General features: G+C 33.6%; 14 protein-coding genes. 13 read left to right on the top strand and 1 reads right to left on the bottom strand.

Annotated features, from left to right (window positions below; translation table 11 throughout):
• The first annotated feature begins 182 nt into the window (after positions 1-182).
• From map to BD847_RS17045, 8 genes are all read left to right on the top strand, one after another.
• A complete protein-coding gene (gene map / locus BD847_RS17080) occupies positions 183-1,001 on the top strand; it encodes a type I methionyl aminopeptidase (protein WP_115889487.1) in 819 nt (272 codons plus the stop codon).
• A 67-nt stretch (positions 1,002-1,068) separates the two neighbouring features.
• Positions 1,069-1,443 (top strand): GxxExxY protein, encoded by a 375-nt coding sequence (locus BD847_RS17075; RefSeq protein ID WP_115889486.1) that lies wholly within the window; start codon positions 1,069-1,071, stop codon positions 1,441-1,443.
• Positions 1,444-1,523: 80 nt separating this feature from the next.
• The gene (locus tag BD847_RS17070; RefSeq protein WP_115889485.1) at positions 1,524-2,297 is read left to right on the top strand and encodes a class I SAM-dependent methyltransferase; all 774 of its coding nucleotides are present in this window, start codon (positions 1,524-1,526) and stop codon (positions 2,295-2,297) included.
• Positions 2,298-2,420: 123 nt separating this feature from the next.
• On the top strand, positions 2,421-5,327 hold the full coding sequence (locus tag BD847_RS17065; protein WP_115889484.1) for a DEAD/DEAH box helicase: 2,907 nt from the start codon (positions 2,421-2,423) through the stop codon (positions 5,325-5,327).
• Positions 5,328-5,401: 74 nt separating this feature from the next.
• Entirely contained in the window at positions 5,402-6,658 is a 1,257-nt protein-coding gene (locus BD847_RS17060) for a type IX secretion system plug protein (RefSeq protein WP_115889668.1), read from the top strand.
• A 79-nt stretch (positions 6,659-6,737) separates the two neighbouring features.
• A complete protein-coding gene (gene apaG, locus BD847_RS17055; protein WP_012023834.1) occupies positions 6,738-7,124 on the top strand; it encodes a Co2+/Mg2+ efflux protein ApaG in 387 nt (128 codons plus the stop codon).
• A gap of 155 nt (positions 7,125-7,279) precedes the next feature.
• Positions 7,280-8,905: an L-glutamate gamma-semialdehyde dehydrogenase gene (pruA, locus tag BD847_RS17050; RefSeq protein ID WP_115889483.1), complete on the top strand. Its 1,626-nt coding sequence runs from the start codon at positions 7,280-7,282 to the stop codon at positions 8,903-8,905.
• 411 nt (positions 8,906-9,316) lie between these two features.
• The gene (locus tag BD847_RS17045) at positions 9,317-10,048 is read left to right on the top strand and encodes a hypothetical protein (RefSeq protein ID WP_115889482.1); all 732 of its coding nucleotides are present in this window, start codon (positions 9,317-9,319) and stop codon (positions 10,046-10,048) included.
• 56 nt (positions 10,049-10,104) lie between these two features.
• On the opposite strand, the gene rsmG is transcribed toward BD847_RS17045, so the two are convergent.
• Complete coding sequence (rsmG, locus tag BD847_RS17040; protein WP_115889481.1) at positions 10,105-10,734, bottom strand: 16S rRNA (guanine(527)-N(7))-methyltransferase RsmG; 630 nt, start codon at positions 10,732-10,734, stop codon at positions 10,105-10,107.
• A gap of 107 nt (positions 10,735-10,841) precedes the next feature.
• Between rsmG and BD847_RS17035 the strand changes: the two genes are divergently transcribed.
• The 5 genes from BD847_RS17035 (at position 10,842) to BD847_RS17015 (ending at position 16,770) form a co-directional block, all read left to right on the top strand.
• Positions 10,842-11,939, top strand: coding sequence for a fatty acid desaturase family protein (locus BD847_RS17035; protein ID WP_115889480.1), 1,098 nt, complete (start codon positions 10,842-10,844; stop codon positions 11,937-11,939).
• 69 nt (positions 11,940-12,008) lie between these two features.
• On the top strand, positions 12,009-13,199 hold the full coding sequence (locus tag BD847_RS17030; protein ID WP_115889479.1) for a pyridoxal phosphate-dependent aminotransferase: 1,191 nt from the start codon (positions 12,009-12,011) through the stop codon (positions 13,197-13,199).
• Positions 13,200-13,563: 364 nt separating this feature from the next.
• Positions 13,564-14,019: a ferritin-like domain-containing protein gene (locus tag BD847_RS17025; protein WP_115889478.1), complete on the top strand. Its 456-nt coding sequence runs from the start codon at positions 13,564-13,566 to the stop codon at positions 14,017-14,019.
• Positions 14,020-14,150: 131 nt separating this feature from the next.
• Positions 14,151-14,744, top strand: a complete 594-nt coding sequence (locus BD847_RS17020; RefSeq protein ID WP_115889477.1) for a hypothetical protein — start codon at positions 14,151-14,153, stop codon at positions 14,742-14,744.
• Positions 14,745-14,901: 157 nt separating this feature from the next.
• Positions 14,902-16,770 carry a peptidase U32 family protein gene (locus BD847_RS17015; protein WP_115889476.1) on the top strand — a complete coding sequence of 623 codons (1,869 nt, stop codon included), beginning with the start codon at positions 14,902-14,904 and terminating at the stop codon, positions 16,768-16,770.
• Positions 16,771-16,975: the final 205 nt, after the last annotated feature.

Here is a 16,975-nt window from a genome sequence, read left to right as displayed (position 1 = left end):
TACTAATTTATGGCTTTTTTCTGAGATATTAAATTAAAAAAGTTTGCCACGAATTTCACGAATTATCACGAATTACAATTTAATGGAATTATTCACAGAATTCAATTAGTGATAATTCGTGAAATTCGTGGCTAAAAAAATAATATAAAATTGTACTTTTGCGGACTGAAAATCTGAAAAATATGATTATCCAAAAAACTAGAGAGGAAATCGAGTTAATGCGCGAAAGTGCTTTGATCGTATCTAAAACATTAGGAATGATTGCTTCTGAAATTAAAGAAGGAGTTACAACATTATATCTTGACAAATTAGCCGAGGAATTCATCCGTGATCATGGCGCAGTTCCAAGCTTTTTAGGATTGTATGATTTCCCGAATTCACTTTGTATGAGTCCAAATGCTCAGGTTGTACACGGAATTCCGAATAATACGCCTTTAAAAAGTGGTGATGTTATTTCGGTAGATTGCGGTGCTTTCAAAAATGGATATCACGGTGATCACGCTTACAGTTTTGAAATTGGCGAAGTTGCTCCGGAAGTGAAAAAACTTTTGAGAGTTACTAAAGAATCATTGTACGTTGGAATCAGAGAATTTAAAGCTGGAAATCGCGTGGAAGATGTTGGAAATGCGATTCAAAAATATACTGAAGCTCACGGTTACGGAGTTGTTCGTGAATTAGTTGGACACGGTGTTGGACAAAAAATGCACGAAGAACCAGAAATGCCAAACTACGGAAAACGCGGACGCGGAAAACTTTTCGTTGAAGGAATGGTTGTAGCTATTGAACCGATGATTAACATGGGAACAAGAAACATCAAACAACTAAAAGACGGCTGGACAATTTTAACTGCTGACGGAAAACCTAGTGCGCATTTCGAACACGATGTGGCTTTAATTGATGGAAAACCAGAATTATTATCAACTTTCCAATACATCTACAAAGCTCTAGGAATCGAAAGCAATGAAGAAGATGAATTCAGACAAGTACCACTAATTTTATAACACTAATTTCACGAATTATCACGGATTAGTGTTATGGCATAAATTACACTAAAACGAAATAAAAATAATGAGTGAATTGTATTTAAGAGAAGAATCCTATAAAATTATTGGGATTTGTATGGAAGTCCATAAAATATTAGGAAAAGGACATAGTGAAAAAGTTTATGGCGATGCATTAGAATATGAATTTCAACGAAACGAAATTCCTTATAATCGAGAATTAAGATATAATATCGTTTACAAAGAAATTGTTTTACCGAGTTACTATTTTGCAGATTTTGTTGTTTTCGATGAAATCATCTTAGAACTCAAAGCAATTGCAATACTAACAACAAGTGAAATTAAGCAGACATTAAATTATTTAGCTGCCTCAAAAAATAAACTTGGTTTATTAGTCAACTTTGGAGAAGACAGCCTTAAATACAAAAGAATAATACTTTAACCCAAATCAAAAGTTCGTGAAATTTCAGCATAACGTTAATCCGTGTAAATTTGTGAAATTCGTGTTCAAATTATTTAACTGTGAAAAAACTATTTAAATTAGTACTTAATACAATCCCGCGCCCATTATTAATTCGTTTGAGTTATGTGGCGCGTCCAATTTTAGCTTTCTCTTTAAGAGGAGATAAATTTACTGATCCTATCGACGGAAGAAGTTTTAAATCATTCTTGCCTTACGGATACGGAAAACAACGTAATAATGTGCTTTCTCCAAGTACACTTTCTTTAGAAAGACACCGTTTACTTTGGTTGTATTTAAACGATCAAACTGATTTTTTTACAGCTCCAAAAAAGGTTTTACACTTTGCGCCGGAACAAGCTTTTTACAAACTTTTCCGCAAGCAGAAAAATTTAGATTACACAACAACCGATTTATTTTCGCCTTTGGCTGATGTAAAAGCAGATATTTGTAATCTTCCTTTCAAAGACAACGAATACGACGTACTTTTATGCAATCACGTTTTAGAGCATATTCCGGATGATACAAAAGCTATGCAGGAATTATTCAGAGTTTTAAAACCGGGCGGAATGGCAATTCTTCAAATTCCGCAAGATTTAAATCGTGAAGTTACTTTTGCAGATGATTCTATTACAGATCAAAAAGAACGTGCTAAAATTTTCGGACAATACGACCACGTTCGTATCTACGGACGCGATTATTTCGATAAATTAAGAAGCATCGGCTTTATTGTAATCGAAGAAGATTATACCAATAAAATTGCACCAGAATTAGTTGAAAAATATTGTTTAGCAAAAGGAGAAATTATTCCGCTTTGCTTTAAACCTGAAAACTAATTTTTTTCTCACCATATAAGTGATATAAGTTCATTTAAAGAGTTTTCAAATTATTAATATTTTGAAAACTCTTTATTTTTTTAGCCCAATTTCAAATTACAAGCCTAACCAAATTCTTAAATTTTGCAGCCTACAAAATCATTTCAGTTCTGTTTTGACATCAGTTTTGAAAAAAATCTGAATGCCTATATCCCAACCGCATATATTGTTGAAAATACAAGCGAAATCAAATATCTGGACAAAAAAGCAACAAAAAACGTTCTTGAAAGTTTCGGAATAGATTTTGAAAATTTAGACGTCAATTCAAAAAAAATACTCACCATTTGCGATGCTTTAAAACCTGAATTTATATTCAAAAAATTCGGTGCAAAAATTAAATCAGCCAAAACAATTGCCGATCTACAGAAAGATTCTAAAATTGAATTCGCCATTCGCCAACATTTAAAAATTAATCTAACTCCTTTTTACGATTTAATTGCAAAGGAACAATTTCCCTTGTCGATCAATTTGGGACCTGAAAAGGATTTTTATCGTTCAAGAGTGAGTATCGATCCGCTTGATTTTGAACCTCAAATTCAGTTTGACAAACATGCTGAAGGAATTACTTATACCCTTTCTTTAAAAGAAAACAATATTGCTTTTCAACCAATGAATAAGAATGTCGACATTCTTCTGGATGAACCGGGCTGGTTGATAATCGACAAAAAATTAGGTCGATTAAAAGAACTTAATGCTAAAAAACTGACTCCATTTTTAAAAAAGGAATCCATTGAAATTCCTTCAAAGTTAGTCGATGATTATTTTAAAAATTTTATTCCCGAAATAGCTAAAAAAATTGATATTGAAGCCACTGGTTTCGAAATGGAGCTTCGTGATCAAATAGTTTCCTGTACAATTCAGCCTGTTTTTGATTTCTTTAAAAACTGCTATTATCTCAATCTAAATTTTGATTATAATGGATATGTTTTTGATGCCAGTAAAGCTAAAAAAACACATTCTTATGTTGATTTTAGTGTCGTTAACGAACCGAAAATCATTCAATTTAAAAGAAGCGCTGCTGAAAAATTATATACAGATCGATTAATCGAAATTAGTTTCGAAAAAATCAAAAATGAATTATTTGGATTAAACAATGATGCTGAAAATTCAGATCCTTATATCAATATTCAATTGATTATTGACAATAAAGAAAAACTGGAAAATTTAGGTTTTTCCATTCAAAACCTAAAACTTGAAAGTAAAGAAATCATCACAGAAAGCAATACGATTTCAATTGCAAAAGAAACGAAAGCAGATTGGTTTGATATTAAAATAGTTATTACAATTGGAAATTATAAAATTAATTTCACCGACATCATCCCCAATATAAAAAGCAAGGAAAGGCTTTTTATGTTGCCTGACGGAAATTACTTTTTGATTCCGCTCGAATGGTTTAGCAAATATGGTTCTTTGGCAAAATTGGCTAAAACAGAAAACGGAGCGTTGCTTTTGCGCAAAAGCAATTTCACCGCTTTAGACGGAATTTCAGAAATTGATAATGATCTGGATCAAATTCATAAAGCCGAATTTACAGCATCAGAATTACTAAAAGCAACTTTAAGACCGTATCAGATTGATGGTGTAAAATGGCTTTTAGGACATTTCAATTCGAATCTTGGTGCTTGTCTTGCCGATGATATGGGACTTGGAAAAACCTTGCAGACTTTAGCCGTTTTACTTGCGGTACAAGAGCAATTAGGTTTCACAACCAAAACTACCAATTTTGATTTGTTTGCAAACGAAACGACAGTAGAAAGAGAACCGCTTAAAGCCTTAATCGTCTTACCTTCTTCACTGGTTTTCAACTGGTTTAACGAAGCTGGAAAATTCACGCCACATTTTTCAAGAATGCAATATGTAGGTAATGACAGAAAACAATTAGCAGTAAGATTAGATTCGACCGATTTGATTTTTACGAGTTACAGTATCGTTCATCGTGATATTTCCATTTTAGAAAAATACGATTTCCGTTATTTGATTTTGGACGAAAGTCAATACATCAAAAACAAAAACTCCAAGATTTTTAAAGCCATCAATAAAATTAGCACGGGACATAAAATCGCACTTAGTGGTACGCCAATCGAAAATTCGCTTGACGATTTATGGTCACAAATGCAGTTTATAAATCCTGATATTTTGGGAAGCTATAATTTCTTTGTGGAGAATTTCAAAAATCCGATTGAGAAAAAACAAAATGAAGAGGTTTTAAATGAATTAAAAAACCTTATTCAGCCTTATATTTTAAGACGAACCAAAGAACAGGTTTTAAAAGATTTACCTGAATTGACAGAGCAAATCTACTACTGTGACATGGATCCTGAACAGGAAAAACTATACGAGAAAGAAAAATCTAAAGCTCGTAATTTCTTACTCAAAACCGATGGATCTAGTCCGGATAAAATCAGTATTATCAATACTTTGATGAAGTTGCGACAATTGAGTAATCACCCAAAAATGGTCGATGCAGATTCAGAAATTGATTCGGGAAAATACATTGCGGTTACCAATTATCTGGAAAGTTTAGTGAAAGGAAAACAGAAAGTCATTATTTTCAGTTCGTTTGTTACCAATTTAAATTTCTATACCGATTGGTGTAAAGAAAATAAAATCGAGTTTTGCGAAATTACCGGAGAAACCCCGGCCAGTAAAAGAGAACAAGAAGTAAAGCGTTTTCAGGAGAAAGAAAATCCGTTGTTGTTTTTCATTTCATTGAAAGCGGGCGGCGTTGGTTTAAATATTACCAAAGCTTCTTATGTTTTATTCTTAGATCCTTGGTGGAATCCTTTTGCAGAAAAACAAGGCGTTGGACGAGCGCACCGAATTGGACAAATGAATAAAGTAAACGTGATTCGTTTTATTTCGAAAAATACAGTTGAGGAAAAAATCATCAAACTACAGGAAAATAAAAAATTGTTATCGGATTCGCTTTTAGAAGAAAGTTATATCAATGATGAAATTCAAGGCAATCTGGAATATATTTTAGGCGTTTAATCCTTAAATCCAATAGATGAGCTTATTTTTCGTTCTATAAAATTGCTATATTTACAAATCTTACAATGTATCAAATGCCAAAATTTTTATTTCAAAGTCTTTTTCTGTTTCTTCTTTTTACTTCGGCGAAAGCCCAAGTACAAAACGAAATAGATCCTCCATATAATATCAAAACGGTTTCATTTGTTCAAAACGACAATAATGTTGTTCCAATCTTTGAATTAGGATCGGTATTTTCATTCCAATTTGATGATTTATTTGGCAATGAAGCCAATTACTATTTTGAAGTAATACATTGTGATTACAACTGGATTCCTACTGATATTCCGAAAACAGATTACCTTCGAGGTTTTGACAATCAACGAATCACCGATTATTCAAATTCATTCAATACGCTTCAGGGTTACTCGCATTATAGATTAACTTTTCCGAATCAATTTACCACTCAGCTTCGAATCTCAGGAAATTATATTCTAAAAATTCTCAATGAGGACCGAGAAGTGGTTTTCTCCAGAAAATTTGTTTTATATGAAAATCATTCAACCGTTGCCTGTTTGGTAAAACGAACAAGAAACCTCAGCAATATTGATTTTAAGCAAAATCTTGAATTTACAATATTATCAAATGATATTGTTTTTCAAACGCCTTTGCAAAGTATAAAAGTGCTTTTATTGCAAAATGGAGATTTTAAAACCAGTATTAAAAATGTTCCGCCACAATATACAATTGGAAATCAAATGGTATATAAATACGATAAAGAAACCCAGTTTTGGGGCGGGAATGAATTTTTATATTTTGAAAATAAAGATATTCGCGCGGCAAGTAATAATGTTGCAAAAATTGGTACAAACAATGATGTTTATAGCTCTTATTTGTACACCAATCACGCAAGAGGCAACCAAATTTATACACTTTATGAAGATGTAAATGGAAACTTTGTGGTAAAAAACATTAATGGTTTCAATCAAAATATTGAAGCGGATTATGCCTGGGTTTATTTTAGCCTTTCGGCTCCAGCATTTCAATTAAACAAAGATATTTACATTGCCGGAATGTTCAATAATTACAGTCTTTCGCCAGAATATAAAATGGATTACAACTCGGACAAAGGCGTCTTCGAAAAAGCTATAATGATCAAACAGGGTTTTACCAATTTTCAATACAGAACTGTGGATAAAAAAGGAGTTATTGATTATGAAAATGCAGTGGATGGAAATTTTTATCAAACTGAAAATGAATACACCATTTTAGTTTATTACAAAGAAAGTTCTGATCGTTATCAAAGAGTGATCGGAAAAGGAAACGGAAACTCAATAAACATCGTAAATTAAAACATTGTTAAGGTTTTCACTTCAATCATTTTTTTTCGTAGATTTGCAACTATAACGCTCACATATATACTACTTTAGTATGGTTTCTCAGATTACAAGAGGCATAAAAATATCCGTTTTAACTAGTTTTGAAGGCACTTACTTCAAAAACTATAAGATTCACTTTGCTTTTAGTTATGTAGTTACAATCGAAAATCATAGCAAAGATTCAGTACAATTAACTTCACGTCACTGGGAGATTTTTGATTCTCTAAATGATCTTGACATTGTAGACGGTGAAGGCGTTATTGGCAAAAAACCCGTTTTAAAACCAGGCGAAAACCATACTTACAGCTCTGGCTGTTTACTATCATCTCCTTATGGTGCTATGAAAGGTCATTTTAATATGATTAATTTCACTACAACTAAGACATTCAAAGTAATTGTTCCTACTTTTAGAATGTGTGCTCCTTTTGCATTAAATTAAGACATAGCTTACAACTATCGTTTTTATCGTTATCTTAATCATAAAATTGTAAATTTTTTAATTTATCCTTTGTACTTTTGTGCAGCGTTAGATTATTCGTAACAAATCAAATTTTCTAACACGATAAATTGTCTAATTATCTAATTTTAAATAACATGCTAAAAGGATTCTTTCATGTACCAAAAGCGGTAAACGAGCCTGTAAAAGGTTACGCACCAAATTCACCAGAAAAAGCAGCTGTTCAGGCAGCTTACACTACAATGTGGAACTCTCAAATTGATGTTCCTTTACACATTGGAAGTGAAGAAATCAGAACTGGAAACACAAGAAACATTACAGCTCCTCATGATCACAAACACGTTGTTGGAAAATATCATTTAGCTGAAAAACAACATATTGAAAAAGCAATTGCAAATGCTCTTGAATCAAGAAAAGCGTGGGCAAATATGGCATGGGAACAACGTGCTGCTATTTTCTTAAAAGCTGCTGAATTAATCGCTGGTCCGTACAGAGCACGCATTAATGCTGCAACTATGATTGGTCAATCTAAAAATATTCACCAGGCAGAAATTGATGCTTCTTGTGAATTAATTGACTTTTTACGTTACAATGTTGAGTTTATGACTCAAATCTACAACGATCAGCCAAAATCAGATTCTACTGTTTGGAACCGTTTAGAATACAGACCTCTTGAAGGTTTTGTTTACGCTATTACTCCTTTTAACTTTACTGCTATTGCTGCAAACTTGCCTGCGAGTGCTGCTATGATGGGTAACGTTGTAGTTTGGAAACCAAGCGATAGTCAAGTATTTTCTACAAAAATTATTCTTGATGTTTTCAAAGAAGCTGGAGTTCCTGACGGAGTTATCAACGTAGTTTTTGGAGATGCTTTAATGATTACAGATACTATTTTAGCTAGCCGTGATTTTGCTGGTGTTCACTTTACAGGTTCAACTCATGTATTTAAAGATATATGGGCTAAAATTGGTGCAAACATTCACAATTACAAAACATATCCAAGAATCGTTGGAGAAACAGGTGGTAAAGATTTTATCATTGCACACCCGAGCGCAAACGTAAAACAAGTAGTTACAGGTATTACTCGTGGAGCTTTTGAATTCCAAGGACAAAAATGTTCTGCTGCATCTAGAGCTTATATTCCACAAAGTTTATGGCCAGCTGTAAAAGAACAGTTAATTGCTGATGTAAAATCTATGAAAATGGGTTCTCCGGAAGATTTCGGAAACTTTATTACTGCTGTTATCCATGAAGGTTCTTTTGATAAATTAGCTAGTTATATTGATCAAGCTAAAAAAGATGCTGATGCTGAAATTATTGTTGGTGGTAACTACGATAAATCTGTTGGATACTTTATTGAGCCAACGGTTATTGTAACTACAAACCCAAAATACACTACAATGGAAACTGAGTTGTTTGGACCAGTTATCACAATCTACGTTTACGAAGATGCTAAATGGGAAGAGACTTTAGAATTAGTTGATACTACTTCTGAGTATGCTTTGACCGGAGCAGTTTTCAGCCAAGATCGTTATGCTATTGAAGTAGCTACTACGAAATTGCAAAATGCTGCTGGTAACTTCTACATCAATGACAAACCAACCGGAGCAGTTGTTGGAATGCAGCCATTTGGTGGAGCAAGAGCTTCAGGAACTAACGATAAGGCAGGTTCTGCATTGAACTTATTGCGTTGGGCTTCTCCAAGAACTATCAAAGAAACTTTTGTAACTCCAGAAGATTACAGATATCCTTTCTTAGGTTAATATTTTGTTTCAAATTTCAGGTTTCAAGTTTTGTGACCTATTCCTATAAAAAAGCCGAATCTTTTAACAGATTCGGCTTTTTGTTTTTACTGCTTAGAGATTATAGAAAAATACTTCTTGAGGGTAAAGATTAGAATATACAGCTAGAAACAACACCACTAAGCCAAATAAACAACTCAAAAACAACTACTTAATAAATAAAAATTAATTCAAACATTCCGCAATAATTGTATTTTCTATAATATTTCAAATGCAAAATTTGTAATAATTTTCTTATTTAACTAAAAGCCAACTAGTTAAAAAATTAAAAAAGCTTATTCTATCATTTTTTAAACCTCTTATTCCACCTAAAAAAATGATCTCCCAATAAATTTGCCTGAAAACATTCTAATACAAAATAATCAGCAAAATATGAGAAACTTAAACAACGTACCAGAAATAATTCTGAAATCGAAAAGTGTTGGACATCCAATCGATTTTAAATGGAATAATAAAAAAATGGAGTTATTTTTAGATCCATTAGAAGGAAATGAAGAATTAGAAAATGTACTATTGCAAATTGGACATAAAGCCTGTATGGGATTAACAGCAGCTTTATTAGAATGGGTTTCATGGCGTTTTACCGGATATTCAACAACAACAAATGATATTCAAAAACGCATAGAAGCACTTTGGTGTTCTATACATGATTTGCATGAAACAGATCCCTTAATTTTTGATACCGATTTGAACATTTCAGATTCTGGTTCGGTAAACGGACCTTTATGGGTTGCGCTTATGAATGTGCGAATGGTCGATGTAAGATATAGAAAAGGCTCTTACTTTCTTCAAAGTGAACTTATTGGATTAGTGCTTTTAGCACGTTACATCACTCCAAAGAAAAAGTTTTTCGATAAATGGTTTAATGATACTATTGCAGCTTTGCTAAACTCATATCCGTGTGCGTACAACTACAAAGATGCAGATCAAAGTGACGAAGATGTCTATAATTCATCCAATGAAACCGTAATTTGCCGCGAATTTTTCTTTGATTCAAAATTTCATTACACGCCAGCGGCCTGCGAAATAGCATTGAGTAATTTCATCAATAATTTAAATCATAAAGCAAATCCGTTTTTGCATTTATCAAAAAAAGCATCTTAATTTTTAATTCAAAAAAGAACCCGGCAGAATTTTATTAATTCTAACCGGGCTTCTTTTTAAACTTTAAATTTTAATGGAAGATGAACTACTTTTTTGGTTTCAAAAAATTCATCTTCAAAATAATCCGAAAGATTATATAAAGTTGCACTTGGAAAATCTTTTAATTCCTCTGCCAAATCTCCGCCTTTTAGGTAAAGAATTCCGTTTTTCAAAGTGTGTTTGTGCTGTTTCTTAATTTTATCTTTAACCCAGGAAACAAAATCAGGCATATTTGTTACTGCACGGCTCACAATAAAATCAAAGTCTGCTTTGACCAATTCGGCACGTTTTTGTTCCGCTTTAACATTTTTTAATTCTAAAGCATCGGCAACACCTTGCACCACTTTTATTTTCTTGGCAATCACGTCAATCAAATAAAAACGAGTTTCAGGAAAAAGAATCGCTAACGGGATTCCCGGAAAACCTCCGCCTGTACCAACATCCAAAACGGTTGTTCCAGGTTCAAACTTCATCACTTTGGCAATTCCCAAAGAATGCAAAATGTGTTTAGTATATAATGAATCAATGTCTTTTCTCGAAATAACATTGATTTTTTCATTCCAATCGTGGTATAAAAAGTCTAATTTTTGAAATTGTTCAATTTGAACTTCGGTCAAATCAGGAAAATATTTCAATATCTCATCCATTGCTCTAAATTTTTAACAAAAGTACTACTTTACGATTGAAATATTTAACTCAATTTTGCAAATTGAAAATTTATAATAATTACCTTTGAAACCTATTTAAAATAATTATGAATAACACTGCTCCTACATTTGCAAGGCAAGACAATCTGAAGTTTTTCAGAACACTTAACTCTCGGGTAAACAATTATTTCAAAGAAAATAATATCCAGAAAACTGGGAACTGGAAACTGCATTTAAAAGCCGTTATTCTTTTCGCAGTATTTTTAACACCTTATTTTTTGATCCTTACGCTTAATATGCCTTTTTGGGTAATGTTACTGTTATCAATCGTAATGGGAATTGGAATGGCCGGCGTTGGAATGAATGTAATGCACGATGGAAACCACGGTTCTTACTCGAACAAAAGCTGGATCAATAAATTAATGGGCGGAACAATTTATGTTTTGGCCGGAAATGTTTATAACTGGCAAGTACAGCACAATGTATTGCACCATACGTATACCAATATTCCTGGACATGATGAAGATCTTGACGCAGGAAGAATTATCCGTTTTACAGAACATGCAGAATGGCATAGCTTTCATCGTTTTCAGCATTATTATTCTGTTTTCTTATACGGATTACTGACTTTCAATTGGGCAATCACAACCGATTTTAAGCAAATGCGTAATTATTTGAAAAGAAAATTATCATACGGCGAACCAAAAAGTCCTAAAATTCTTTGGACAACTCTTATTATCACAAAAATTATCTATGCATCAATCTGGATTGTTTTACCAATCGTTATTGGGATTACATGGTGGAAAGTTCTTCTTGGATTTTTCGTCATGCATTATACAACAGGTTTAATCTTAAGTATAGTATTTCAATTAGCACACGTGGTTGATCATACTACTAATCCGCAACCAAATGAATTAGGCGAAATGGATAATACTTGGGCCGTTCACCAATTGTATACTACAACTAACTTTGCACCAAAAAATGCAATTGTAAATTGGTATACAGGCGGATTAAACCACCAAATCGAACATCACATTTTTCCAAATATTAGTCACATTCATTATGGTAAAATTGCAAAAATCGTAAAGGAAACTGCAAAAGAATGTAACTTGCCATATTACGAATATAAAACAATGAGAAGTGCAATAGTTGCACACTTCAAGCATTTACGTGACTTAGGAATGAAACCTGAATTATCAGTTTAAAAAAAAATCTATTAATAATTAACCCTCCTTAATAAGCGTAGAAAATTAAGGACATTCAAAAATTTTATAATGAACCATATTCTTTCGGACAGAATCAACAACCTTGCAACTTCGCAAACATTAGCAATGGCCGCTTTGGCAAGAGAATTAAAAGCACAAGGAAAAGACATTATCAGTTTAAGTTTAGGTGAGCCTGATTTCAATACACCAGACTTCATTAAAGAAGCAGTAATAAAAGCAGTAAACGAAAATTATAGCACTTATTCTCCAGTAGAAGGTTATCTTGAACTGAGAGAAGCAATCTGCAGAAAATTTAAAAGAGACAATGATTTAGAGTACAAACCATCTCAAATTGTAGTTTCTACTGGAGCAAAGCAATCTTTATACAACATTGCACAAGTAATGTTAAACGATGGTGACGAAGTAATTTTACCAGCTCCATACTGGGTTTCTTACTTCGAAATCGTAAAACTTTCTGGCGGAGTTCCTGTTGAAGTTCCAACTTCTGTGGAAACAGATTTCAAAATCACTCCAGAGCAATTAGAAGCTGCAATCACTCCAAAAACAAAAATGATGTGGTTTTCTTCTCCATGTAACCCATCTGGGTCTGTTTACAGTAGAGAAGAATTAACAGCACTTGCAAAAGTGTTAGAAAAACACCCAAATATTTATGTAGTTGCTGACGAAATTTATGAACACATCAATTTCTCAGGAACTTTCTGCAGTATTGGTTCAATCCCAGGAATGTTAGAAAGAACAATCACTGTAAACGGAGTTGCAAAAGCATTTGCAATGACAGGATACAGAATTGGATACATTGGAGCTCCGGAATTTATCGCAAAAGCGTGTACAAAAATTCAAGGACAAGTAACATCTGGAGCAAATTCTGTAGCGCAACGCGCTACGATTACAGCTGTAGATGCTGATCCAAGTGTATTAAACCACATGGTTCAGGCTTTCCACGGACGTAGAGATTTAGTTGTTGGATTATTAAAAGAAATTCCAGGAGTAAAAATCAACGTTCCAGAAGGTGCATTTTATGTATTCCCAGACGTTTCTTCTTTCTTCGGAAAAACATTAAAAGGACACGAAATTAAAGATGCAAACGACGTTTCAATGTATCTTTTAGCTGAAGCTAATGTTGCAACAGTAACAGGAGACGCTTTCGGAAATCCAAACTGTATTCGTTTCTCTTACGCTACAAGCAACGATATTTTAAAAGAAGCATTACGCAGAATCAAAGAAGCTTTGACTGCATAAAAATATTCTAAGTTTTATTAAAACGGCTTAAGGTTCAAAAGTTTCATCACTTTTATACTTTAAGCTGTTTTTTTATGAAGTTAGTTTGGGCGTGTCCCTCCGGGTCGGGCTTTCGGCTATATCTTTTATTCCGCTCCGCTCCATAAAAGGATACCGCCTCAATCCCTCACGCAAATGGTAAACGAGAAAATTCATTTTCAAGAGAAAAAAATCTGCTTAAATCTACTAGATGTGTGTGAAACTCAAATCAACACTTTCAAAATTCCCATTCCACAATATTGTAAAACCTCAGCTGTAATCCTGTAAAACATAACGTTTTATAAATCGTCAACTTTGTAATGTATTAATTAAAAAACTATTCATCATGACACATACAGATGTAAACACAGACGAAACCGTAAAAACATTGAACGGATTAATTTCAATTCTTGAAGACGGAAAACTAGGATATACAAACGCCGCAGAACATGTAGAAAATCTAGCTATGAAAGCCGATTTCCTTGATTACGCACGCGAAAGAGCTTTATTTATTGTAGAACTACAAGACGAAATCAACAAACTTGGTAAATCAACAGACACTTCAGGCGGAGGTCCATTAGGCGCTTTACATAGAACTTGGATTGATATTAAATCATCATTCACCGGCGGTGACACTAAAGCAATCATCAACGCCTGCATTACTGGTGAAGAAGCCGCAGTTGAGAAATACAAAATGGCACTTGAAGAAAATCATCTTGAGCACAGTCAGGTTTACATTGTTTCAAAACAATTAAACAGTATTCAAAACACTTTATCACAAATTAAAATGAGAGCGAATTAATATCATTGAAGCTTTTTATTTTAAGAAAAACTACCTGGTTTAAATAATCAGGTAGTTTTTTTGCTTTTTGGAAAAACCAAAAAAAATCTTACTTTCGTCGCAACCAATTTCTAAACCAAAACTTACTTTTTATGTCATTAACTTTACGCAGTTTTTTTATTTCTATCGTTCTTTTATTTTTGTTTCCAAACCTTGCAAAAGCCCAAACTGAAGGCAAATTCATCAAAGCATCAATAGGTTTTGCATCAAGCGGATCTTATTATATAGAAGATTATGGCACTCAAGACGAAGTAGATGTTATGGGTGGTGGTCTGTATCTTCAAGGCGAATACATTATTGGATTAAAATCATGGTTTAGCATAAGACCTTACGCTGGCGCCATTTTTGAATCTGTTGATAAAGATCAAAATGTGCAAAATCAACCTCAATATAAAGTAACTACTAACGCCTTTTTAATGGGAGGAAAAGTTCGCATTTGTGCGCCAATACCTTGGGTTGCTCCATTTATTGAAGGTGGTATTGGAACTTCGATTGGTAAATTCGAAACCTTTACACCAAACGTTAATTTTAATAAAAGCACTATTTTAATGCATATCCCATTTAGTGTTGGACTAGCAGTGGGAAGACATCATAATTTTGAAATCGGCATTTCTGGATACTTTCATCCCGCTGCAAAACAATCTACGGGAGTATTTGCTCTTGGATATACTTTTCCTTTAGATTAATCTCTTGAAACAGTTTTTATAAAAAATCCATTTATCATCATTCCATATTAAGTTAACAAATTCAAAAAAATCGCTTCATCACTAGCAAACTCGAATAATTTATTAGACCTTTGCACACTTTTTTTCGGGAATACCACAAAAGTCTAAAGTTTTAGAAATGAAGAAGAAAATCGAAATATTAGCTCCTGCTAGAGATTTAATTGGAGGAATCGCTGCCATAAACAGTGGTGCCGATGCAGTATATATTGGTGCACCACAATTTGGAGCACGTTCTAATGCAAACAACTCTATTGAAGATGTTGCCGAACTTGTAAAATACGCGCACTTATTTAACGCACAGGTTTTTGTGGTTATGAATACCATTTTGTACGACAACGAGTTAGAAACTTGTCGCGCTATGATCTGGGAGTTATATGACATTGGTGTTGATGCCTTGATCATTCAAGATATGGCGATTATGGAAATGGACTTGCCTCCTATCGTTCTTCACGCCAGCACACAAGCCAACAATCGTGATGCAGATAAAATCAAATTCCTAAAAGATGCCGGAATCAAACGTGTAGTTTTAGCACGTGAATTAAACCTTCATCAAATTAAAACAATATACGACGAAGCTGATGTTGAATTAGAATTTTTCGTAACCGGAGCTTTATGTGTTTCTTTCAGTGGAAACTGTTATATGAGTGTAGCAAACGGAGAACGTAGCGCCAACCGTGGTTCTTGTGCTCAAAACTGTCGTTTACCTTATAACTTAATTGACGGAAACGGAGATACTTTAATCCGAAACAGTCACTTGCTTTCGATTAAAGATTTAGATGTTTCAGATCAGATTCCGAATTTGATCGAAGCTGGAATTGTTTCTTTCAAAATCGAAGGAAGATTAAAAGATGTAGCTTACGTTAAAAACAACGTATCTTATTTACGTCAAAAATTAGACAGTTATTTAGAAGGAAGCGATAAATACACAAAAGCTTCTTCTGGAAAATGTACGTATACTTTCGATTCTACTTTAAGCAGAACTTTCAATCGTGGTTATACCGATTATTTCGTAAACGAAAGACACAGCTCGATTGGTTCTTGGGAAAGTCCAAAATCAAAAGGTCAATATATCGGAAAATTAATCAGAACTGTTGGAAACGCTTACGAAATCGAAAACGGCGAGTTATTAAACAACGGAGATGGACTTTGCTTCATCAATGAAAATAATGAAGCTGACGGAATCTACGTAAACAAAGCCGAAAACGGAAAAGTATATCCAAACGTTTTAAAAGAAATTAAAGACGGAACTTTCATTTACCGTAATAACGATATCGCTTTCATCAAAATTGTAGAAAGAGAAGACAGTGCAATTCGTAAAATCGGAACGACTTTATTGCTTACAGAAAATGAAAACGGTTTTGAATTAATCGCAACCGACGAAGACGGAAACGTAAGTACAGTTATTTTAGAACATTCAAAAGAGCAGACTAAAACTGGCGAATCAATCGAAGAAAACATTAAAGTTCAATTGGCAAAAACAGGTTTTACACCTTACAGCGCTGACGAAATCAACATTATGTTTTCTCAAAACTGGTTCCTTCCTATTTCAAAAATTAATGAAATGAGAAGAACGGTTTACGAACAATTATCAGAAATTCGTTTGGCAAATTACGTTCGTGAGGAGCACCAATTGGTAAAAACGTCACATCCGTATCCTGAAACTAAGTTAGATTTCATGTACAACGTTTCGAATAAAACGGCTCGTAAATTCTACGAACGCCATGGTGTAACTGAAATCGAAAAAGCATTCGAATTACAATGGGATCCAGGAAAATCTCGTGTAATGACAACGAAATATTGCATCAAATACGAATTAAAAAAATGTCCGATTCACCAAAAAGATATAGTTGGTGTTAAAGTAAAAGAACCATTAGTTTTAAAACAGGGAGAATTGGAATACAAACTAAAATTCAACTGCAAACCCTGTGAAATGGAAATCTGGGAAAAAGATGCCGAATTTGAGATTGAAGAAGATCATTTTCATTAATATACAAACCGATACTTTTTAAAAGAAGTATCGGTTTTTTATTTTGGGCGTGTCCCTCCGGGTCGGGCTATCCGTTACAAGTCCTCGCCTGTTCGTTCCTCACGACTGTGGGCTTTCCACTTCTATCCCTCACGCAAACGGTTTCATAAGAGCGTTTTCGTTTTTCCAGTATTCACATACACACAATCTTGTCATTTCAAGGAAC

This window comes from Flavobacterium cutihirudinis (genome assembly GCF_003385895.1).
GTDB classification, from domain to species: Bacteria; Bacteroidota; Bacteroidia; order Flavobacteriales; family Flavobacteriaceae; genus Flavobacterium; species Flavobacterium cutihirudinis.
This window is presented reverse-complemented; position numbering and strand designations above follow the sequence as displayed.